Annotated in this window: 18 protein-coding genes; 9 read left to right on the top strand and 9 right to left on the bottom strand. The window is 71.6% G+C overall.

Annotated features, from left to right (window positions below):
• Positions 1-20 precede the first annotated feature (20 nt).
• Positions 21-1337, bottom strand: coding sequence for an MFS transporter (locus CW359_RS07980; RefSeq protein ID WP_105969071.1), 1317 nt, complete (start codon positions 1335-1337; stop codon positions 21-23).
• 97 nt (positions 1338-1434) lie between these two features.
• On the opposite strand from CW359_RS07980, the gene CW359_RS07975 reads away from it, so the two are divergent.
• Complete coding sequence (locus CW359_RS07975; RefSeq protein ID WP_105969070.1) at positions 1435-1791, top strand: VOC family protein; 357 nt, start codon at positions 1435-1437, stop codon at positions 1789-1791.
• Here CW359_RS07975 and CW359_RS07970 read toward each other — a convergent pair.
• Positions 1742-2809 carry a sulfotransferase family protein gene (locus tag CW359_RS07970; protein ID WP_105969069.1) on the bottom strand — a complete coding sequence of 356 codons (1068 nt, stop codon included), beginning with the start codon at positions 2807-2809 and terminating at the stop codon, positions 1742-1744. The genes CW359_RS07975 and CW359_RS07970 overlap by 50 nt on opposite strands.
• A 137-nt stretch (positions 2810-2946) precedes the next feature.
• Positions 2947-4095 (bottom strand): acyl-CoA dehydrogenase family protein, encoded by a 1149-nt coding sequence (locus tag CW359_RS07965; protein WP_105969068.1) that lies wholly within the window; start codon positions 4093-4095, stop codon positions 2947-2949.
• A gap of 179 nt (positions 4096-4274) precedes the next feature.
• Here CW359_RS07965 and CW359_RS07960 point away from each other — a divergent pair, with 179 nt between their 5' ends.
• Positions 4275-5000 (top strand): carbonic anhydrase, encoded by a 726-nt coding sequence (locus tag CW359_RS07960; RefSeq protein WP_105969067.1) that lies wholly within the window; start codon positions 4275-4277, stop codon positions 4998-5000.
• A 143-nt stretch (positions 5001-5143) separates the two neighbouring features.
• Here CW359_RS07960 and CW359_RS07955 read toward each other — a convergent pair whose 3' ends face one another.
• Positions 5144-5887 (bottom strand): class II aldolase/adducin family protein, encoded by a 744-nt coding sequence (locus CW359_RS07955; RefSeq protein ID WP_105969066.1) that lies wholly within the window; start codon positions 5885-5887, stop codon positions 5144-5146.
• A 91-nt stretch (positions 5888-5978) separates the two neighbouring features.
• Positions 5979-7469 (bottom strand): sodium:solute symporter family protein, encoded by a 1491-nt coding sequence (locus CW359_RS07950; protein ID WP_105969065.1) that lies wholly within the window; start codon positions 7467-7469, stop codon positions 5979-5981.
• A gap of 201 nt (positions 7470-7670) precedes the next feature.
• Between CW359_RS07950 and CW359_RS07945 the strand changes: the two genes are divergently transcribed.
• Positions 7671-9254, top strand: coding sequence for a PucR family transcriptional regulator (locus CW359_RS07945; protein WP_105969064.1), 1584 nt, complete (start codon positions 7671-7673; stop codon positions 9252-9254).
• Positions 9255-9269: 15 nt separating this feature from the next.
• Here the strand turns inward: CW359_RS07945 and CW359_RS07940 are convergent, their stop codons facing one another.
• Entirely contained in the window at positions 9270-10235 is a 966-nt protein-coding gene (locus tag CW359_RS07940; protein WP_198655129.1) for a GNAT family N-acetyltransferase, read from the bottom strand.
• A 198-nt stretch (positions 10236-10433) separates the two neighbouring features.
• On the opposite strand from CW359_RS07940, the gene CW359_RS07935 reads away from it, so the two are divergent.
• Positions 10434-12146 (top strand): SulP family inorganic anion transporter, encoded by a 1713-nt coding sequence (locus CW359_RS07935; protein ID WP_105969062.1) that lies wholly within the window; start codon positions 10434-10436, stop codon positions 12144-12146.
• Between the two features lie 38 nt (positions 12147-12184).
• On the opposite strand, the gene CW359_RS07930 is transcribed toward CW359_RS07935, so the two are convergent.
• On the bottom strand, positions 12185-12676 hold the full coding sequence (locus tag CW359_RS07930) for a hypothetical protein (RefSeq protein WP_157968509.1): 492 nt from the start codon (positions 12674-12676) through the stop codon (positions 12185-12187).
• Positions 12677-12912: 236 nt separating this feature from the next.
• On the opposite strand from CW359_RS07930, the gene CW359_RS07925 reads away from it, so the two are divergent.
• Together CW359_RS07925 and CW359_RS07920 are read left to right on the top strand one after the other, a co-directional pair.
• Positions 12913-15759 (top strand): AfsR/SARP family transcriptional regulator, encoded by a 2847-nt coding sequence (locus CW359_RS07925; RefSeq protein WP_232838281.1) that lies wholly within the window; start codon positions 12913-12915, stop codon positions 15757-15759.
• A 194-nt stretch (positions 15760-15953) separates the two neighbouring features.
• Complete coding sequence (locus CW359_RS07920) at positions 15954-16490, top strand: hypothetical protein (protein WP_105969059.1); 537 nt, start codon at positions 15954-15956, stop codon at positions 16488-16490.
• 33 nt (positions 16491-16523) lie between these two features.
• Here CW359_RS07920 and CW359_RS07915 read toward each other — a convergent pair whose 3' ends face one another.
• Both CW359_RS07915 and CW359_RS07910 read right to left on the bottom strand, forming a co-directional pair.
• On the bottom strand, positions 16524-17198 hold the full coding sequence (locus CW359_RS07915) for a response regulator (RefSeq protein ID WP_105969058.1): 675 nt from the start codon (positions 17196-17198) through the stop codon (positions 16524-16526).
• Positions 17195-18856 carry a sensor histidine kinase gene (locus tag CW359_RS07910; protein ID WP_105969057.1) on the bottom strand — a complete coding sequence of 554 codons (1662 nt, stop codon included), beginning with the start codon at positions 18854-18856 and terminating at the stop codon, positions 17195-17197. Before CW359_RS07910 ends, CW359_RS07915 begins: the two co-directional genes overlap by 4 nt.
• Before the next feature lie 97 nt (positions 18857-18953).
• Here CW359_RS07910 and CW359_RS07905 point away from each other — a divergent pair, with 97 nt between their 5' ends.
• From CW359_RS07905 to CW359_RS07895, 3 genes are read left to right on the top strand one after another with little or no spacing between them, the layout of a single operon-like run.
• Positions 18954-19964 (top strand): Bug family tripartite tricarboxylate transporter substrate binding protein, encoded by a 1011-nt coding sequence (locus CW359_RS07905; RefSeq protein ID WP_105969056.1) that lies wholly within the window; start codon positions 18954-18956, stop codon positions 19962-19964.
• Complete coding sequence (locus CW359_RS07900; RefSeq protein ID WP_105969055.1) at positions 19961-20494, top strand: tripartite tricarboxylate transporter TctB family protein; 534 nt, start codon at positions 19961-19963, stop codon at positions 20492-20494. Before CW359_RS07905 ends, CW359_RS07900 begins: the two co-directional genes overlap by 4 nt.
• Entirely contained in the window at positions 20494-21990 is a 1497-nt protein-coding gene (locus tag CW359_RS07895) for a tripartite tricarboxylate transporter permease (protein WP_105969054.1), read from the top strand. The genes CW359_RS07900 and CW359_RS07895 overlap by 1 nt, the downstream gene beginning before the upstream one ends.
• Positions 21991-22016 lie beyond the last annotated feature (26 nt).

Raw genomic sequence — 22016 nt, 5'->3', positions numbered from 1 at the left:
TGGCAACTAACCAATAACGCCTAGCCGTGAGGAAGGGTCCGGCCCAGGCGGGCCAGCGGGGACAGGGCCATCACCGCCGGGGACAGTGTCATGCCCGCCGCCGTCACCAGGAGGCCGGTGCGCAGTCCCCAATCCTCAGCGAGGAATCCGCCGAGCAGGGAGCCGAGCGGGGTCAGGCCCATGCCGACGAACGTGATCGTGGCGGCGGCGCGGGCCTGCATGTCGTACGGAGTGACCGCCTGGCGGACGGCCATCACCGTGACGTTCACCAACTGGCTGCCCGTCCCGAACACGAAGCTGACCGCCAGGAGCACGGCAACCGTCACGGCGGAGGAGCCGTGCAGCGCGGGTACGAGCAGGAACGCACCGTCGCCGAGCAGGGCCGCGCCCACGAGCACCGTGCCATGGCCGAACCGGTGTGGCAGCCGGGCGGCCAGGACCGCGCCGAGCAGCGCGCCCGGTCCCGTCGCCGCGAGGGACAGCCCGACGGCGGTGCCCGACAGGTGGAGTTCGCGCGGGAGGAACAGCAGGTAGACGGTCATCATGGCCGCGAAGGAGAACTGGAACGCGGCCGACGCGAGGCACACGGTCCGCAGCGAGGTGTCGCCGATGACGAAACGGAGGCCCTCGTGGATTCGCCGCCACACCCGGGCGGGGCGCTTCGAGCGCTCGGGCATCGTCTCGGTCCGTCGGATGCGCCGGATCGACAGGAACGACAGCGCGAAGAACAGGGCGCTGGACGCGGCGGCGATGGGCGCCGACAGGAGCGACACCAGCGTGCCCCCGAGGGCGGGACCGCCGATCTGGGCCGCGGACCGGCTGCCTTCCAGCATGCTGTTGCCCCGCACCAACTGATCGCGTCCCACCAGCCGTACGAGGGAGGTCTGGTAGGCCACGTCGAAGAAAACGGACAGGGCTCCAACGGCGAAGGCGACCACGAACAGTGCGGGCAGGCCGAGCCAGCCGAAGAGACCGGCCACGGCGGCGGCACCCAGCGCCACGGTTCGGCCCGCGTCCGTCAGCACCATCACCGTACGGGCCCGCCAGTTGTCCACCCACGCGCCGACGAAGAGCGAGAGCAACAGGATCGGCGCCTGTCCCACCGCCCGGAGGACGCCCAGTTCGCCTGCGCCCGCGTCAAGTGTCAGAACGGCGAAGAGCGGCAGAATCACCAGGCTCGCATGCTCGCCGAATTGCGAGGCGGTCTGTCCCACCCAGAGGCTGCGGAAGTCGCCGTCCCGCCAGAGGCTCGGCGGCGAGGGCCGTTGGGCAGCGGACTCGGCGGACGAAGCGCCTGAACCAGATGAAGTGGATGACGCGGATGACGCGTTCGGCACGGTGATCCCCCCAGGTCCCCGAAACCACCGACGATAGTGCGCGAGCGCCGGTGCGTGGTGCCGGTGCGGTCGGTTGCCGTGCTGGCAGGATGGCCGCATGGAACGTGTGCTTGGTATCGGTGGACACTTCATGCGGGCGGTCGATCCGGCGGTTCTGAGCGCCTGGTATCGCGACTGCCTGGGCCTGGACGCCGACGAGCACGGGCTGTGGCAACAGGCAGCCGGACCGACCGTGTTCGCGGCCTTCGAGGCCGACACCGACTACTTCGGGTCCCGCGCCCAGCAGAGCATGCTCAACTTCCGGGTCCGCGACCTGGACGCGATGCTCGCGCAGTTGCGTGCCAAGGGTGCGGACGTCGCCGAGGAGACGCAGGACATGGAGGGTGTCGGTCGATTCGGCTGGGTCACCGATCCCGAGGGGAATCGGATCGAGCTGTGGCAGCCCCAGGACTGACGAGCGCTTGCGTGCCCGGGGCGCAGCCGGCCCGCAGTTCGGCGAGTTCGGCGGCGGGCAGGCCGCGGGCCGAGCCCCGTCGGCTGTGGTCCAGCGCGGCGGACGCGGTGTGCAGCCAGCGCGGGTCGGGGGTCACGCCGATGAACTCCGCCAGGCGGGTCAGCTCTTCGGCCGGGTGGTCCAGGAGGTCCTCGTAGGCGAGGGTGGTGCGCCGGTCGGCGGGGAGGGTGGCTAGGAACTCCGTTCCGTCGGTGACGAGTTCGGACCACAGGGCGCCGAAGTCCCGCAGGGGGATGGGGCGTTCGCGGACGAGGGCGGGGTCGAAGCGTTCGCCGAGCAGGGGTGCCAGGTCCGGGGGCAGCGCGCGGATGTGCTCGGGGGTGAGGTCCTTGAAGCTGCGGATGCCCGAGCGGGCCTTGATCTCACGCAGGAGGAAGATCGTGCGGTATCCGGGGTGGCGGCTCATGGACAGGGCGCAGTCCGGGCCGTCGCGGAACATGTGCACGAACCTGGCCTCCGGGAAGGCCTCCCGCAGCCCCGGTGCCCAACCGGTCGAGTAGCCGGAGCGCTCCACGACTGCGGTACGTCCGAAGCGCGTGCCGAGCAGGTCGAACAGGGCCCGGTGGTGCTCGACGGCGGTACGGACCGGCCAGTGCACCAGGGTTGCGCCGAGTTCGTCGAGAAGCGCGTCCGGGTCGTCGGTGAGGTGGGGCAGCACCATGAGGGAGAGCGCGGGGACCGCGCACGCGGTCGGTGCCGAGTACCTGCCGGGGCGGCGGGTGTGCAGGAACTCCGGCAGCGGCAGCCCGCTGCGGATCATCTGCTCGAAGTGCGGCGCGGGCCGGGAGAGCGCCTGCCAGAACTCCTCACCGTCCAACTCCCCCTGCGGGAAGGCCGCGTCGCCCACGGAGGCCATGTACTCGTTGAGGCTCAGGACGTCCGGGTGGGAGTTGAGGATGCGTGACAGCGCCGTCGAGCCGCTGCGCCCGGTCCCGAAGACGAAGGTCAGAGAACGCATGATCCCCTTTCACATGGCGGGAGTTGTGCATGACGGGAGTTCCGCGTGGCGCGAGTCGCCGGAATGGCACGTACTGTCCAACGCCGCCCGAGCCGAACAGGTTGCGCGCCGACGGCACCGAACAGCACTGAACGGCACTAGATGTAGCCGGGGAAGGGCTGGATTCCCATGAGGACGGCACCTGCGCCGTCGTACATGCCCTCCTGGAGGAAGGCGTGTTGGGGTACGACGGACGCGTCCCGCAGATGGCGCTGGAGGGGGCTGTCGTCGGCGACGGCGTCGATGCCGCCGAGTTGGTAGGCGGCGCGGACGACGTCGAAGGAGGTCCTGGCGAGGTGCGCGGAGGCCAGGCGCAGGGCGCTCGCCTGTGCGTCGGTCGCCGGGTCGCCGGCCTGGACGGTCGCCCACGCTTCCTCCGTGGCCTCGTAGAAGAAAGCGCGTGCGGACCGGAGTTGGGCCTCCGCCCGGCCGATCGCGATGCGGTAGGTGGGGCGTTCGGCGGGCTTGGGGGCGCCGGTGTAGCCGGGCCTGCCGCCCTCGGTGATGACATGGTCGAGGGCCGCGCGGGCGATACCGAGGCCGACGACGGCCAGCACCTGGGAGGCGTAGGGGACGGTCGGGTAGCGGTAGAGGGGCTCGTCGACGGTGGCTGCGCTGCCGCGCACGAACGTCCACTCCTCCGGTACGAGGACCCCGTCGACCACCAGATCGTGGCTGCCGGTGCCGCGCAGCCCGACGACGTCCCAGTTCTCGGCGATCCGCACCCGGTCGGGCCGCAGTACGGCGGTGAGGGGACGGCCCGCCCGGTCCGTGCCGTCCCCGTCCGCACCGGGCTTGATGCCGACGCCGAGGACGTCCGCGCCCACGCAGCCGCTGGCGAACCTCCAGCGGCCCGAGACCCGGTAGCCGCCCTCGACGCGTTCGGCGGGCTGTACGGGGAACAGGCCGCCCGCGAAGGCGACATCGGGTCCGTCGGCGTACAACTCGGCCTGGGTATCGAGCGGTAGCGCGGCCAGATAGACCAGCGCCGAGCCGAAGCTCGCGACCCACCCGGCGGAGCCGTCGACGACCGAGATCCGCTCGACGAGACGCAGAAACTCCCCGGGCGCAAGGGCGTCGCCGCCGAACCGGCGCGGGGCGCTCGCCCGGTAGAGCCCGGCGTCCTTGAACACGGCGATCACGTCGCGCGGAACCTGCCGTCTCTCCTCGAACTCGGCCTGCCTCGCCTCGACCACGGCCAGCACCCGGTCCAGCCCCGCCGCCGCGGAACCCGGCGTCTGTGTCATGAAGAGAGCCTCCTCGTGTCGAGTCGGGGGTGCCTTATGCGTAGTTGCCTGAGCCGTGGCCAAGGATTCTCCTCGGTATGGCCAAGAGCGGCTCAACACCTGATCATGATTCGGCCACGCTCGACCATGATTCGGTAACCCGAACAGAGAAGCGTTTTGCCGGACGTACGTTCCACTGCGTGAACTCAGATCCAACTCCCCCCGCCCGGCGCTCCCTTCTCCGCGCCGCGCTCACCGGGACGGCGGCTCTCGGCGCCGGCCTGGCCATCGGCACCGAACCCGCGGCTGCCGCACCCCCCATCGCCGCTCCGCGCAAGCGGCCCACCAACGCCGAGGAAGCCCTGCGGGAGCTGTCGGCGGGCAACCGCCGCTGGCGCACCTTCCGGCAGCAGCATCCCGACCAGTCCCCCGCCGTCCGGCAGGCACTGACGACCGCTCAGCACCCCTTCGCCCTGGTGCTCGGCTGCATCGACTCCCGGGTCCCCCCGGAGCTGGTCTTCGACCAGGGCCTGGGCGACCTGATGACCATACGCAGCGCGGGCCAGGTCCTCGACGAGGCCGTGCTCGGCAGCCTCGCGTACGGCGTGCTCGAACTGGGCATCCCGCTGCTGATGGTGCTCGGCCACCAGTCGTGCGGGGCGGTGAAGGCCACCGTCCAGGCGGACCTGTCGGGTGAGGAACTGCCCGCGCACATCCAGTACTTGGCCGACCAGATCAGCCCGGCCATCGACCGCACCAAGGAGGGCGACGCGCGCGTCGACGCGACGATCGACGCCAACATACGGCTCATCCGCTCGCATCTGGCGGCCGAGCCCGACCTCGCCGCAAAGGTGGACTCGGGCGCCCTGACGATCGTCGGCGCCCGCTACGAGCTGACCACCCAGCGGGTGCACAGCATCCGCTGACCTCCGTACCGGTGGGGGGCGGCGGCCGTGGTGGCCTTCCGGCGCCATGGCCGTCCCCCTCCCGCGAAGGCACCGCGCACCACTCAGGGGTGCGGCTTCTCCCGCCTGCCGACCCACCCTCAGGACGTCCGCCATGCACGCCGTCAGTCCCTGTGGTCAGGGGCGATGCGGTCGGCCAGTCGGAGCAGGGCCGACCAGGCGAGGTCGTACGCCCTGTCGTCCTGGAGGTCCGAGGAGTCGTCCTCGGCCGTGAGCTGGCGTGCGGTGAGTTCGCAGATGTCGGGGTCGGGGATGACGAGCCGGGCGCCTCCGGCGGTGGCCGTGGTCTGGATCTCGCAGGCCTTGTCCAGGTAGTACATGCGCAGGAACGCCTGTGCGGGGGTCTCGCCGACGGTGAGCAGGCCGTGGTTGCGCAGGATCATCGCGGGGTGGTCGCCGAGGTCGGCGACGAGGCGCCGCTGTTCGGCGAGGTTGAGGGCGACGCCTTCGTAGTCGTGGTAGCCGAGCCTGCCGTAGAACTCCATGGAGATCTGGTTGAGCGGGAGCAGACCGTGCTCCTGGGCCGCGACCGCGCAGCCGGCCCTGGTGTGGGTGTGCAGGACGCAGTGGGCGTCGGCGCGGGCGGCGTGGATGGCGCTGTGGATGACGAAGCCGGCGGGGTTGACCGGGTGCGGGCTCTCCTCTACGGGCTTGCCGGACAGGTCGATCTTGACGAGGTTCGACGCGGTGATCTCCTCGAAGAGGAGGCCGTAGGGGTTGATCAGGAAGTGCTGTTCCGGGCCGGGGAGCCGGACGGAGATGTGCGTGAAGATCAGGTCGGTCATCCTGAAGTGCGCCACGAGACGGTAGACCGCGGCGAGTTCGCGGCGCAGGGACAGCTCGGTCATCGGTGGCGCTCCTTCGGCCGGAGGTGGGCGGGGTGGCGGCGTGCCCCGGGCGGGTGGCCGGGGCACGCCTCGGACGGCGTGGGAGCCGTGGTCAGACCGTGCTCAACTCCTCTGCCGCCGGGGCCGGTTCGCCTGCCAGGCGGCGGTGCCAGGCCTCGACGACGGCCTGTTCGGTCGGCTTGGTGAGGAGGCTGACAGCGACGTAGGCGACGAGGCCGGCGAACAGGCCGTAGTAGATCGGCTCGTTGGCGAGGAGGCCGTCGGTCACCATGAAGGCGACGACCGTCGTACCGCCCGCGATCATCGAGGCCATGGCGCCCTGGAGGTTGCCGCGCCGCCAGACGAGGCCGCCGAGGATGGGCACGAGCAGGCCGCCGACGAGCAGGTTGTAGGCGACGGTGAGGGCCTCGATGACGTCGCCGAGGGCGCAGGCGATGGCCATCGAGGCGGCCCCGAGGACGACGATGGCGAGCCGGTTGGCGCGGATCTCGTCGCCGTCCTCCGCGTCCGCGGAGCCGGTGGGCGAGTTCGCGGTGCCGGTGGCCGTGCGGGTGCGGCGGCTCAGGCGGGACCAGATGTCGTTGTTGGCGACGGTCGCGGAGGCGATCAGGGCGCCGCTCGCGGTGGACATCATCGCGGAGAGCGCGGCGGCCAGGACCAGGCCCCTGACACCGGTGGGCAGGGCCTGCTGGACGATCGTGGCGAACGCCTGGTCGGCGGCGGCGAGGCTCGGGTAGAGGGCCTTGGTGGCCATGCCGATGACGGCGCCGGCCACGGCGTAGACCAGGCAGTAGACGCCCGCGACAGTGCCGCCCCAGGCGGCGACCCTGTCCGAGCGGGCGGTGAAGACGCGCTGCCAGATGTCCTGTCCGATGAGCATGCCGAAGGTGTAGATCAGGACGAAGGTGAGGATGGTCTGGCCGCCGATGGAGGTCGGGGAGAGATAGCCGTCCGGCAGTTTGTCGGCCATGGCGGCGAAGCCGCCGGCCTTGACGACGGCGATCGGCAGCAGCAGGACGAGCACCCCGAGGCTCTTGACGACGAACTGCACCATGTCGGTGAGGGTGATGGACCACATGCCGCCCAGTGCCGAGTAGCCGACGACGATCGTGCCGCCGACGAGCACCGCGACCCAGCTCGGCACGTCGAACAGGACGTCGAAGACACTGGCGTAGGCGATCGTCGAGGTCACGACCAGCATCAGGGTGTAGATCCACATCACGACGCCGGAGATCACGGCGGCGGTGTCGCCGTAGCGCAGGGAGAGCATCTCGGCGACGGTGTAGACCTTGAGACGGGCGATGCGGGCGGAGAAGAAGACGCTCAGGGCGAGCAGCCCGAGGCCGATGGCGAAGACCATGGCGGCGCCGGAGATGCCGTAGGTGTAGCCGAGGCGTACGCCGCCGATGGTGGAGGCGCCGCCGAGGACGACGGCGGCCATCGTGCCGGTGTACATGAGCGGGCCGAGGCGGCGGCCTGCGACGAGGAAGTCGCTCTTGGAGGCGGCGCGTTTCTTGCCCCACCAGCCGACGCCGATGATGCCCAGCAGGTATGCGGCCATGACGAGGTAGTCGACGGTCATCAGAGTCCTCCGGAGGCGGAATGAGAGGAGAGTTCGGCGACCGGGTGCGGGGCCGGGCCGGGGACGGTGCCCTGTGGGGTGGCATGACGATATCGGCGTTCGCGCTGCCGCCGAAGTGGTCGATCTGCACAATGTTCAGGCGTCCGTTGGATGATTCCGGCAGTGCTGTGCGCTGCCGCCGGACCGGGAGGATGTCCCCTCATGACCGAGTCCGAACTGCCGTCCGTGCCACTGAGCGTGCTGCTCGCCGATCCCGCGCTGGGCATCCGCCAGATCGCGGGTCCGGCCCGGGACCCCCTCGTCAGCACGGTCGGCACGACGGAGATCGAGGACCCGTCGCCGTATCTGGTGGGCGGCGAACTGCTCCTCACCGCGGGGGTGCGGCTGCCGCCCGACGCGGAGGGCGTCGACACGTATGTACGGCGGGTCGTCGCCGCCGGGGTGAGCGCGCTCGGGTTCGGTGTCGCGCCCGTCCATCAGGAGGTGCCCGCCGAGCTGGTCGCCGCCTGCGACCGGCACGGGCTGCCGTTGCTGCGGCTGCCGCCGGCCACGCCGTTCGTCGCCGTCGGGCAGGCCACGTACGCCGCGATCGCCGAGGCCCGCAACCACGAGCTGCGCGAGATCTCGCGCGCCCAGTCGGCGCTGGCCGCTGCCGCCGCCCGGCCGGACGCGCTGCAGGCGGTGCTCGACCGGCTCAGCGGGCACACCGGCGCCTGGGCGGTCCTCCTCGACGCGCGGGGAGACGAACTGTTCAGCGCCGGTACGCGGCCCGCGTCACCCGCGCCGGAGCGGGTACGTGACCTCGCGGCACGCACCACCGCGCGCGCCCACACGCGTGGTGCGGGCCGGTCGGTGCCCGCCTCGGCGGCCGATCACCGGGACGGCGTTCACCTGACCGTGCACACGCTGCCCGGCGGGGACGGCACCGCCGGGTCGCTCGCCCTCGGCCAAGTCACGCTCACCGCGCCGACTTTGATCCACCGTCAGGTCACCGGTACGGCGACCGTGTTGCTCGCCCTGCTCACCAGCCCCCGGCACGCCCTGGGCACCGACACCCGCAGTGCGGGCGCGCTCGTACGGCTCATGCTGGGGGCCGCACCGGCCGACGTCGCGCCCGCGCTGGCGCCCGCCGGGACGGCGTACGCCGGACACTGGGTCGTGGTGCACGGCCGCCACACTCCCCCGCGCTCGGCGCCGGCACCGCACCCGGGCGACGACCCGGCCCAACTCGCCACCCTGGGTACGGTGTTGGGCACCCCCTACCTGTACGTCGACGGCCCCGCGCTCAAGGCGCTCGTCCCGAGCGCGCCGGACGCCCGCCCCGAGGTTTCCACGCGGGCCGCCGACCTGGGCTGGGTGCTCGGGTTCAGCGCGCCCGCACCGGCCTCGGAGCTGGCGCGGGCCGACCGGCAGGCCCGCCGTGCACTCCAGCGCGCGACCGCCGCCCAGGAGCCCGCCGCCGTCCACACCGAGGACCCGCTCACCGTGCACGGGCTCATCTCCCCCGCCGACGCCCAGGATCTGGCCCGCGCCCGCTTCGCCGCGCTCGACCGGGCCGGTGCTCCAGGTGCGCCGGTCCTTCTCGACACACTGCGCACCTGGCTCACGCTGCACGGCAGTTGGGACCGTACGGCCACGGCCCTGCACATCCATCGCAACACCGTGCGCCACCGGCTGGCACGGGTCGGCGAACTCCTCGACGTCGACCTCCAGGACACCGGCGTACGCATGGAACTCTGGTTCGCCCTGCACTGGCTGCCCGACGGCACGCGCCCGCAGGACTGACGGCTGTCGCGGGGGCTAGAGGGGTCGTACGTACCCGATCCAGGTGTGGCCGGTGCGGAAGCCGCACCGCTCGTACAGGCTCAGGGCGCCGGTGGCGTTGGCGGTGTCGACGCTCAGGCCCGCGCTGCGGCAGCCCTGGTCGTGGGCGGTCCGCAGGGCGGTGGTGAGCAGTGCGGTGGCCACGCCGGTGCCGCGCCAGGCCGGGCGGGTGCCGAGCCGGTGGATCCAGCATTCGCGGACGCCGGTCATCGCGGTCTCGGCCTCGTACTCGTGGCTCATCACGTAACCGGCGACCTCGTCACCGTCCAGTGCCAGGAACGACAGTCCCGGCCGGAAGGAGCGGGCGCCGGTGCTCCCGTGCCGCCAGCGCTCCGGGCTGTCGGGGGTGTGGCCCCAGTGCTCGCGGAACGCCTCGTTGTGGGCCAGCCGGGTCGCCTCGTCGTAGGCCTCGGTGAAGGGGACGACGCGCAGGCCGCCGGACGGGGCCGTCGCCGGGGCGATGTCGCCGTCCAGCGGGCGGCGCATGTCGAAGTACCAGCGGCGGGCCTCGAAGCCTGCCTGCTGGTACAGGTGGCGTTTGGCGGTGTTCGGGGCGTGCAGCGGGATGTGCGCCTCGCCGGGCAGGTCGGGGAAGCGCTCGCGGTGGAGTTGCGTCGCCCTGGTCACCTGCCAGTTCACCAGGTCGGTGCCGACGCCCCGGCCGCGTGCGTCGGGCCGGACCGCGCCCTCCACGTACACCCGGTGCACATCGGTCGCGTCGGGCATCGCCAACGTCTTGGCGTAGCCGATGAGTTCGCCGCCGGACCACACGCCGACCGAGTCGTGGGCCGGCTCCAGGAGCGGGTCGCCCAGGTCCTCCGCGAGGTCCTCGGCGTCGTAGTGCTCCTCGGTGGCGTCGGCGGCCTCCACGGCCGCGAACAGTTCGGCGAGGGCCGGGGCGTCGTCGAGCGAGAGAGGCCGCCAGGCCTGCGTCGTCTGCATGGACGGCACCATAGGGGCCACCAGGGGCGGGCACATCTCAATTTCCCGGCGGGCGGCGCGAATCCGTCGGCCGAACGGTCCGGCCGCGAGGGCCTGTTGAGCCGCTGACGCGCGCGCACGGGCGACTCGGTGCGGCCCGGTCCCTCGCGGTCGTGCGTCCAGCCGTGGATCATGAGGTCACTCGGCAGAAGGAGGCCCATGTCCCACAGCTCGGGCAGACCCGTTCCGGTGTGGCGCCGTCTCACACCCGGGCTGGGCGCCCTTCTCGGCTACCGGCGTGCCTGGCTGCGCGGCGACCTGCTGGCCGGGGTGACGGTGGCCGCGTATCTCGTGCCGCAGGTGATGGCGTACGCGGGGGTGGCCGGGCTGCCGCCGGTCGCCGGGCTGTGGGCGATCCTGCCCGCGCTCGTGCTGTACGCGGTGCTCGGCTCCTCGCGTCTGCTGTCGGTCGGCCCCGAGTCGACGACCGCGCTGATGACGGCGACGGTGGTCGCCCCGCTCGCGGCGGGGGACCCGGACCGCTACGCCGTGCTCGCCGCCACCCTCGCGGTGACGGTCGGGCTGCTGTGCGTGGTGGCCTGGGCGGTGCGGCTCGGCTTCGTCGCGGACCTGCTGTCCCGCCCTGTCCTGGTCGGCTATCTGGCGGGCGTGGCACTGATCATGATCGTGGACCAGCTGCCCAAGCTCACCGGCGTCAGCACCGAGGGCTCGGCCTTCTTCCCCCAACTGTGGTCCTTCGTCAGCCACTTGTCGCAGGTCCACCTCCCCACGCTGCTGTTCGCCGCACTCCTGCTCGCGTTCGTCCTGACCGTGGCCCACTACTTCCCCACCGTCCCCGGCCCCCTGCTGGCCGTGGTCCTCGCGACGACAGCGGTGGCCGTCCTGGGCCTCGACGACCGGCACGGCATCAAGGTGATCGGCGAGGTCCCGGCGGGCCTGCCCGGCCTGGCCGCGCCGGACCTGACCGAGCTGCCGCACCTGGTGCTGCCCGCCCTGGGCGTCCTCCTCGTCGCCTACACGGACTTCATCCTCACCGCACGCGCCTTCGCCGACCGCACCGAAGACGGCCCCGGCCTCGACGCCAACCAGGAACTCCTCGCCCTGGGCGCGGCCAACCTCGGCGCCGGCGCGGTGCACGGCTTCCCGGTCAGCAGCAGCGCCAGCCGCACCGCCCTCGCCTCCTCGGCGGGCGCCCGCTCCCCGGCGTACTCCCTGGTCGCCGCGGCGGCGGTCCTCGCCGTCCTGCTCCTCCTCAGCCCCCTGCTGACCCGCACCCCGTCGGTCGTCCTGGGCGCCCTCGTCGTCTACGCCGCCCTCCGCATGATCGACCTGGCGGGCTTCCGACGACTGGCGTCCTTCCGCCGCCGGGAGCTGCTGCTGGCACTCGGCTGCCTGGTCGGCGTGCTGGCCCTGGACATCCTGTACGGGGTGCTGGTCGCCGTCGGCCTGTCGGTGGCCGAACTGCTGACCCGGGTCGCGCGCCCGCACGACGCGGTCCTGGGAGTCGTCCCCGGCGTGGCCGGCATGCACGACGTGGACGACTACCCGCAGGCCAGGACGATCCCCGGCCTGCTGATCTACCGCTACGACTCCCCTCTCTTCTTCGCCAACGCGGAGAACTTCCACCACCGCGCCCTGGCCGCGGTCGACGAACAGGAGGCCCCGGTCCACTGGTTCGTCCTGAACGCCGAGGCCAACGTGGAGGTGGACATCACCGCCCTGGACGCGGTCGAGGAACTCCGCCGGGAACTGACCCACCGGGGCATCGTGTTCGCCCTGGCCCGCGTGAAGCAGGACCTGCGGCACGACCTGGACGCGTACGGCCTGACGGAGTCCGTCGGCACCGATCTGATCTTTCCGACGCTGCCTACCGCGGTGGCTGCGTTTCGGGAGTGGGAGAGCGCTCGGTGAGACCGTGAGGGGACCGGGTCACCGGCCGCGGCGACCGGTCAGCGGTTGCAGGTCCGCACCGCCCAGACCGGGTCCCAGTTCACGGGGTCGGACATGCCTCCCGTGTACCAGCCGATCTCCTGTCCCGACCGGTTGAGGAACTCCACGGTCAGCGTGCCGTGGTTGTGCGAGTCGAACAGGCCCCAGAAGTTGTGCAGATCGAAGGTGTCGCAGCGGGACAGGCTGAAGACCCGGTACGCATCGGCCGTCCGCTGGATGGTGCAGAACGCGTCACCGCACTCGCTCCTGGTGTGCACCCACCAGCGCGCCGCCGCGGCGCCCTCGCCGTCCAGGACGAAGTCCCAGTGGCGCACGGTTCCGCCCGCCCGGGCACTGACCCACGGATCGGCGGCGGCGACTTGGGGCGCCGCCGCCGAGGCCACCGCCGGACCGGCTCCGATCGAGAGCCCCGACAGGAGCGCGGCGAGTACGGTCACGGACACCATCGTGCCCCGCAGCCGACGCCACCCGATCTGTGTGACTGTCCGCATGGATTCCACCTCTTTCACTGGTTCGTCACCCACTGGTCGTTTCCTGCTGGTCGTTTCTCAGTGGTCGATGCCGGGCCGGGAACTCCCCCGACGCCCCCGGCCCGGCACTCCATACGATGTGGCGTGAATATGGCCGAGAACCTTGCCCGAACCTTGCTTCACTGATCAGCGTGGGTGGCCGTGGGACGGTCGCAGGCCAACGGGCCATTCGTGGAGAGCGACCTCAGGGGACGGGTGTGACGGAGTTTCTGCTGCTGGGCACGGTCGAGTTACGGAGTGCGGACGGCACCGTCGTGGATGTGGGGCCTGCCAAGCGGCAGACGGTGCTGGCGGCGTTGCTGGTCGACGCGGGCCGCTGGGTGACGGTGGAGACGCTGATCGACCGGGTCTGGGGTGAGGAGTTGCCCGCCCGGGTGCGCCCTTCGCTCTACGCGCACGTCTCCCGGATCCGCCGGGCGCTGGCGAGCTGCGCCGGAACGGCCGGCGCGGGTCCGGGTGCGGACGAGGGTGCCGAGAGGGCGCAGTTACGACGGGGTCCCGGCGGATATCTGCTCGATGTCCCGTCCGGCGGTGTCGACGTACAGCTGTTCCGGCGGTTGGTCGAACAGGCCCGCGCCACGGACTGCCCGGACGCCGAGCGGGTGGCGAAACTGCGCCGGGCGCTCGGGCTGTGGCGGGGTGAGCCCCTGTCCGGGCTTGCCGGTGGGTGGGCCGAGCGCACCCGGCACGGCTGGCGGCAGGAGCGGATCGAGGCGGTGCTGGCGTGGGCCGATGCCGAACTCCGGGTCGGTGAGCATGCCCGGGTGATCAGTTCGCTGACCGGGGCGATCGCCGAGCATCCGCTGGTCGAACCGCTGACCATGATGCTGATGCGGGCGCTGCAGACCGCCGGACGCGGTGCGGAGGCCCTGACCTGGTACACGGTCCTGCAGAAGCGGCTGGCCGAGGAGCTGGGCACGGACCCGGGTGCCGAGGTGCAGCGGGTGCACCGGGCGATCCTGCGCGGCGAGTCGGCCCGCCCCGCCACCGACAGCCCACGGCCGCCCTCCGCAACAGGCACCGGGCAGGCCGTCGTACCGGCGCAACTCCCGCTGGACGTAAGGGGGTTCGGCGGACGGCAGGAGGAACTGGCCCGCCTCGACGGCATCCTGGCCGCCGCGGCCGGGCGACCGGCCGCAGTGGTGGTCTCGGCGGTGTCGGGGACGGCGGGCGTCGGCAAGACCGCGCTGGCGGTGCACTGGGCCCACCGGGTCGCCGACCGCTTCCCCGACGGCCAGCTGTATGTGAACCTGCGCGGCTTCGACCCGTCCGGCGCCGCGATGACACCCGATCAGGCGGTACGGGGGTTCCTGGACGCGTTGGGTGTGCCGGCCCAGCGTGTCCCGGTGGACGCCGAGGCGCGGGTCGGCCTGTACCGGAGTCTGCTGGCCGGGCGGCGGGTCGTGGTGGTGCTGGACAACGCCCGGGATCCCGCCCAGGTCCGGCCCCTGCTCCCCGGCTCGGCCGGCTGTCTGGCCGTGGTGACCAGCCGCAACCGGCTCACGGGCCTGGTCGCCGCCGAGGGCGCTCATCCCGTCGCCCTGGACCTGCTCTCCCCGGCCGAGGCCCACGACCTGGTGACCCATCGCCTCGGCGAACATCGGGTGGCGGCGGAACCCGACGCCGTCGAGGAGATCGTCACCCGGTGCGCCCGGCTGCCGCTGGCCCTGGCCATCGCCACCGCCCGCGCCGCCACCCGGCCCGGCCTGCCGCTCGCCCGGCTGGCCGCTGAACTGGCCGCCGCCCACGGGAGCCTGACGGCGTTCACCGGCGACAGCGACGACCCGATGACGGATGCGCGCGCGGTGTTCTCCTGGTCCCACCGGGCGCTCGGCCCGGGCGCGGCCCGGCTGTTCACCCTGCTGGGCCTGCATCCCGGCCCCGACATCTCCGTCCCGGCCGCCGCCGGTCTCACCGGCCTGCCCCTCCACCAGGTGCGTACGCAGCTCGGCGAACTGTCCGACGCCCACCTCGTCACCGAGCACCTGCCCGACCGGTACACCCTCCACGACCTCCTGCGCGCCTACACCACCGAACAGGCCAGGACCCTCGACCCGGACACCGAGCAACAGCCGGCCGTGCGCCGCGTGCTCGACCACTACCTCTCGGCCGCACACGCCGCCGACCAGCTGCTCGACCCGCACCGCACCCCCGTCACGCCGGTCCGGCCCGGTCCCGGCGTGAGCCCCGAACCGATCACGGACCACGACCGGGCACTCGCGTGGTTCACCGCCGAGCACCAGGTCCTGCTCGCCGCCCTGCGCCAGGCCGCGGACGCCGGGCTCGACACGCACGCCTGGCAGCTGGCCCGGGCCATGACGACCTTTCTTGAGCGGCGCGGCCACTGGCACGACCTCCTCACCACTCAGCGCGCGGGCCTGAGCGCCGCCGAACGCGCGTGCGACGAGCGCGGGCAGGCCCACACCCGTCTCGGGCTCGCGCTCGCGCACATCCGGCTCCTGCGCTTCGACGACGCCTACCAACACCTCGACCAGGCTCTCGACCTGTTCGGTCGCGTCTCGGACCCCGTCGGTCAGGGTTACGCCCGCAACAAGATCGTCATGGCCCGTTCCCTGGAGAACCGCTACGACACCGAACACCACCTCTGGCAGGCCCTTGAGGACTTCCGGTCCGCCGATCACCACGTCGGACAGGCCACGGTCCTCAACAGCCTGGGCTGGTACCACGCCGTACGCGCCGACCCGCATGCCCTCACCTACTGCCGACAGGCCCTGGACCTACTGACGAAGACCTCGGACCGCGCGATCTCAGCGGCCACCTGGGACACCTACGGCTACGCCCACCACCAGCTCGGCCAGCATGGGCAGGCCGTCGACTGCTATCACCGGTCGCTGGAGCTGTACCGGGAGTTGGGCGACCGCCTCGGCGAAGCCGACACCCTCACCCACCTCGGCGACACCCACCACGCCTCCGGCGAGACCGACAAGGTCCGCCGCACCTGGCAGCAGGCCCTCGACGTCCTCGACGATCTCGACCACCCCAACGCCGCAGAGGTCCGCACCAGGCTCAACACCCTGACATGACCGGCGACTTCACGATGCGCTCCGATCAGCCGGTCTCGGCCGCGCGCGCCATGGGCAAGAAGCCTCTTTGCAGGGGGCGTTGACCCGGTCACCCGGCAGGGTGCCGCATCGGGATTCGCCGGACCGCCCGCCCGCCCGGCGACTACCGTACAGATATGCAGCGCTACCCGCTGCGACGTACGAGGAGGAGTCCGATGTCATCGCCCTGTGACCCGAAGTACGCTCCCGCCGGAGATGTGGGCGCGGCCCTCATGGCCATCGATTCCCAGCTCAAGGCCATCTACGACGGCAAGCCCGGCGGCAACTCCGAACAACGCAAGCTGCTCGACCAGTACGTCGCGTCCATGGGCCCCGACGGGGTCGACGACCTGGTGGACGGCGCGTGCACGCTCATCTACATGTACATGGAGTGGCTGAGGAGGGCGTGCGCGGAACACGACCAGGACCTCATCGAGTACACCGTGCCGAGTCTCGTGGCCACGATGCGGATGATGCCCAAGACCTTCCGTCCCGAGGTCATCCCCACCATGGCCGCCCTGATCGTGTCCGCGGGCACCGGTCAGAGCCCCAGCCTGTGGCGGGCGCAGTACGGCGAATGGACGGACGCCGAACTGACTCCCCTGGAGGGCACCGTGGTCCTGCTCGCGGAGAAGATCAACCGGATCGCCGACGACCAGGACTTCGCCACCCGCCTGATCACCGAGGCCCTCTCCAGGACCGACCAGGGCTGACGGCGGCACCGTAGCGGCGAGAGCGGGCCCGCGTCAGGCGTCCCAGTGGTAGCGGCGCTCGGGGCGGCCCGCCTGTCCGTACCGCAGGGTCACCACCGCGCGGCCGGTGACGCTGAGGTATTCGAGGTAGCGGCGCGCGCTGACGCGTGAGATGCCGACCCTGGTCGCGCACTCGGCGGCGGACAGGGTGCCGTCGGCCGCGCGCAGCGCCCGCTGGACCAGTTCGGCGGTCTCCACACTCATGCCCTTCGGCAGTGTCGGCGTGACCGTCGGCGCCGCCGTGCGCCCCAGTGCCCGGTCCACGTCGGCCTGTCCGCTGACCGTGGCCGCGTGCAGATTGCCGCGCCGGGCGCTGTAGCGCTCCAGCCGGTCCTTGAGGTCGCCGGCGTCGAAGGGTTTCAGCAGGTAGTCGACCACACCCTGGCGTACGGCGCCCCGGACCGCCTCCGCCTCACGGGCGGCGCTGATCACCAGCACGTCGCAGTCCTGGGCGGCGGACCGCAGTCTCGGTATGACGTCGAGGCCGAACATGTCGGGCAGATACAGGTCGAGCAGCACCAGGTCGGGCTGCAGTTCGGCCGCCGCCGAGAGCGCCTGCTCGCCGCAGTTCGCCGAGCCGACCACGCGGAAGCCGTCGACGGCGTCGACGAATCCGCGGTGGATCCGCGCCACCATGAAGTCGTCCTCGACCACCAGTACGTCGATCACCGGACCTCCTCCGTCTCCCGGTCGGTGAGCTGCCCCACGGACATCCGGGCCGTGAACACCGCCCCCGGACGCGTGTTCGCCACCGACACCTCGCCCCCTCTGCGGGTACAGACCAGCCGGGTGAGCGCCAGCCCGATCCCCCGGTCGCCGCCCTGCGCGGCCTTGGTGGTGAAGCCCCGCGAGAACACCTCCTGCGCCAACTCCGGTGCCACGCCCGGCCCCGAGTCGCGTACCACGATCTCCACACTCGACGCGTCCTGCCGCAGTTCGACCTCCACCCAGGCGTCCTCCCCGTGGTCCGGAGCGGCGGCTGCGTCGAGGGCGTTGTCGACGAGGTTGCCGACCACCGTCGCCACGTCCGCCGAGTCCGTCGGCTCCAGCCGGTCCAGGGCGGTCAGCTCGGAGATCCGCAACTGCACCCGACGCTCCGCCGCCAGCGCCGACTTCGCGGTGAGCAGGGCGGCGACGGCATGATCGCGGACCCGGCTGGTGAGGGTCAGATCGAGCGACTCGCGGTGTTTCCGCAGGGCGCGAACATACCGTACGACCTCGTCGTGCTCGCCGATCTGGATGAGCCCGGAGATGGTGTGCAGCTGGTTGGAGAACTCGTGGGCCTGGGCGCGCAGCAGTTCGGTGCTGCTGCGGAAGGAGCCCAACTCGCGCTCCAGCTGGGCCAGTTCGGTGCGGTCCCGGAGGGTCGTGACCGAGCCCAGGCGGCGGCCGTCCTTGGTGACGTCCATCCGGTTCATCACCAGCACCCGGCCTCCGCGTACGACGACCTCGTCGCGCCGCTCGCCGTGGTGCTCGGCGTCGGGTCCGCCGCCGTTCCCGGCCAGGACGTCGTGGAGCCTGCCCTCGATGCCGAGGTCGGCCAGGCTCATCCCGACGCTGTCCTCGGGGAGGTCGAGGAGTCTGCGGCCGACCTCGTTCACCAGGGTGAGCCGCAGGTGCGGGTCGAGCGCGACGACGCCCTCGGCGATCCCGAACAGCATGGCCTCCCGGTGTTCGGCGAGGCCCGCTATCTCGCGGGGTTCGAGGCCGAGGGTCTGGCGTTTGATGCGCCGGGCCAGCAGCCAGGAGCCGGCGACGCCGAGCACGCTGGCGGCGCCGAGGTAGGCGAGCAGGTAGGAGGAGGCGCCGCTCAGCCGCTGCCAGACGGTCGGGGAGACCCGTCCGATCATGATCGTGCCGAGATGCTCACCGACGTGTCCGCCGTCCGCGCTGAGCACCGGGACCTGGGCCACCAGCTCGCGTACGCCGTCCACGGGCAGCTCCCCCGACCAGCCGCGCGCCTGCGCGACGCTGGTCCCGATCACCGGCAGCCGTGTTCCGACCAGGGTGGGGTTGGTGGAGGCGACGATCGCGCCGTGTTCGTCGGCGACCGTCACGGAGGTGACGTTCGACCGGGTCAGGGTGGTCTGCAGCAGCGGGGCGAGGGTCTCGCCGGGGGCGGGACGGACGAGCTGGGTGCGCAGCAGGGGGTTTCCGGCCATCTCCTCGGCGAGGGCGGTCACCCGGCGGCCCTCGACCCGGTCGAAGGTCGACTTGGACTGCGCGAGCGACACCGCGGCGACCGCGAGCAGCACCAGCACCACGCCGGTGAGCTGCAGTATCAGCAGCTCACCGGCGAGCGTATGACGGCGTGACACTACGACCACTATGAACTCAACCTTCAATGCTCACACAACGCAGACGGGCTCTCCGGGGAGCCGCACAATCATGGCGCCGGACTCGCCCAAGCGAAAGAGATGAGCCATGAGAACTCGCAGAGCCGCACTTCTCTCAGCTCTTGCCACCGTGTCGATGCTCGCCGTCAGCGCCTGTGGCGCCACCGCGGACAAGGAGGAGTCGGGCAGCACGAGCGACGGCGGCAAACCCGTCACCGGTCTGCGGATCATGGTGCCGAACACCCCGGGCAGCGGCTACGACGTCACCGCCCGGACCGTCGCCCAGGTGATGCAGGACTCCAAGGTCGCCTCCGGGGCGCAGGTGTACAACCTGCCCGGCGCGGGCGGCACCGTCGGCCTCCAGCGGCTGGTGAACGAGAAGGGCAACGGCAAGCTCGCCATGCAGATGGGGCTGGGGGTCGTCGGCTCCTCGTACACCTCGAAGTCGGCGGCGACGCTGACCGACACCACTCCGCTCGCGAAGCTGATCGAGGAGGCCGGTGCGATCGTCGTGTCGAAGGACTCCCCGTACAAGACGATCGACGACCTGGTCGCGGCGTGGAAGAAGAATCCGAAGAAGATCGCGGTGGGCGGTGGTTCGTCGCCGGGCGGGCCCGACCATCTGCTGCCGATGCAGCTGGCGCAGGCGGTCGGCATCGAGCCGAAGCAGGTCAACTTCATCTCGTACGACGGCGGCGGTGAGCTGCTGCCCGCCATCCTGGGCAACAAGATCGCCTTCGGGGCCAGCGGGTTCGGCGAGTTCCTCGACCAGATCGAGGCAGGGCAGGTGCGGGTGCTCGCGGTCACCAGCGAGAAGCCCATCGACGCCGTCAAGGACGCCCCCACGCTCAAGGACTCGGGGATCGATCTGGTCTTCACCAACTGGCGCGGGATGGTCGCGCCGCCCGGGATCACCGACGCGCAGAAGAAGACGTGGATCGACTCCCTGACGACGATGCACGACTCGAAGCAGTGGCAGGCGGAGCTGACCAAGCGCGGCTGGACCGATGCCTTCGTCACCGGTGACGACTTCGCCACCTTCCTGAAGGAGCAGGACAAGTCCGTCGCCGACCTGCTGACCGAACTCGGCCTGGCATGAGCCAGCGGGTCGACGAGCGGAGCGTCGAGGACGCCCCGCCGCCGCCGGGCAAGGACCGCGCGCAGTACGGCGTGTGCGCGTTCCTCGTCCTGGTGGGCGTCGCGGTGATCGTGGACGGCCTCGGCATCCCGCACATCACCAGCAGCACCGACCCGGTGGGCCCGCGCGCGGTGCCCGTGATCCTGGGCGTACTGCTCCTGCTGGTCGCGGTGGCGTACGCGGTCGACGTGGCCCGGGGCGGCCACGGTGAGCCGGAGGCCGGCGAGGACGTCGATCTGTCGCAGGGCACGGACTGGCGCACGGTGCTGCTGCTGATCGGCGCGTTCGTGGTGAACGCGGTGCTGATCGAGCGGCTGGGCTGGGTGATCAGCGGCGCGCTGCTCTTCTGGGGCACGGCGTTCGCGCTCGGCAACCGGCACTACGTACGCAATCTGCTGATCGCGGTGACGCTGTCGCTCACCACGTTCTACGCCTTCGCGATCGGGCTCGGTGTGAACCTCCCGGCCGGTGTCCTGCAAGGAATCCTCTGATGGACAACCTGAACAACCTGATGCAGGGCTTCGAGGACGTCATCGCCCCGATGAACCTGCTGCTGGCCCTGATCGGCGTCCTCGTCGGCACGGCGGTGGGCGTCCTGCCGGGCATCGGCCCGGCGATGACGGTGGCCCTGCTGCTGCCGGTCACCTACGGCATGGAGCCGGTGCAGGCGTTCATCATGTTCGCCGGCATCTTCTACGGCGGGATGTACGGCGGCTCGACCACCTCCATCCTCCTCAACACCCCCGGCGAGTCGTCGTCGGTGGTGACGGCCATCGAGGGCAACAAGATGGCCAAGGCGGGCCGGGCGGCACAGGCCCTCGCGACCGCCGCGATCGGCTCCTTCGTGGCGGGCACGATCGGCACGCTGCTGCTGGTGCTGGTCACCCCGTTCGTGGTCGACTTCGCGGTCAGTCTGGGCGCACCGGACTACTTCGCCCTGATGCTGCTGTCGTTCATCGCGGTGACGTCCGTGCTGGGCGCGTCCCGCATCCGGGGCCTGATCTCGCTGCTGCTGGGCCTGACGATCGGTCTGGTCGGCATCGACGCGGTGTCCGGGCAGCAGCGCCTCACCCTGGGCGTGCCCCAACTGGCCGACGGGATCGACGTGGTGGTGGTCGCCGTCGGGATCTTCGCCGTCGGCGAGGCGCTGTGGGTGGCCGCGCATCTGCGCCGCAAGCCGGTCGAGATCATCCCGGTCGGCAGGCCGTGGATGGGGAAGAAGGACTGGCGGCGCTCCTGGAAGCCCTGGCTGCGCGGCACGGCGTTCGGCTTCCCGTTCGGCGCGCTCCCGGCCGGCGGGGCCGAGATACCGACGTTCCTGTCGTACGCGACGGAGAAACGCCTGACCAAGCACCCGGAGGAGTTCGGCAAGGGCGCCATCGAGGGCGTGGCCGGTCCCGAGGCCGCGAACAACGCCTCGGCGGCGGGCACCCTGGTCCCGATGCTGGCCATCGGGCTGCCGACGAACGCGACGGCGGCGGTCATGCTGGCGGCCTTCCAGTCGTACGGGATCCAGCCCGGCCCGCTGCTGTTCGAGCGGGAGGCGAGCCTGGTGTGGGTGCTGATCGCGAGCCTGTTCATCGGCAACCTGATGCTGCTCCTGCTGAACCTGCCGCTGGCCCCCGCCTGGGCGAAACTGCTGCAGATACCGCGCCCCTACCTCTACGCGGGAATCCTGTTCTTCGCGTCGATGGGCGCCTACGCCGTCAACGCCCAGCCCCTGGACCTGTTCCTGCTGCTGACGCTGGGTCTGCTGGGCTTCGCGATGCGCCGGTTCGGCCTGCCGGTGCTGCCCCTGATCATCGGCGTCATCCTCGGCCCGCGGGCCGAACTGCAGGGCCGGCGCTCGCTGCAGCTGTCGGGCGGCGAGCTGTCGGGGCTGGTGGGCGGGCCGGTGTCGTACGCCGTGTACGCGGTGATCGTGCTGGTGCTGGCCTGGCCGCTGGTGCGGCGGTTCGCCGTGCGCCCTCGTACGACCGTCGCGTGAGCGAAGTGCCCGAGTGTGCCTGGGCG

It is taken from the genome of Streptomyces geranii, from assembly GCF_002954775.1.
Lineage (GTDB): Bacteria > Actinomycetota > Actinomycetes > Streptomycetales > Streptomycetaceae > Streptomyces > Streptomyces geranii.
This window is presented reverse-complemented; position numbering and strand designations above follow the sequence as displayed.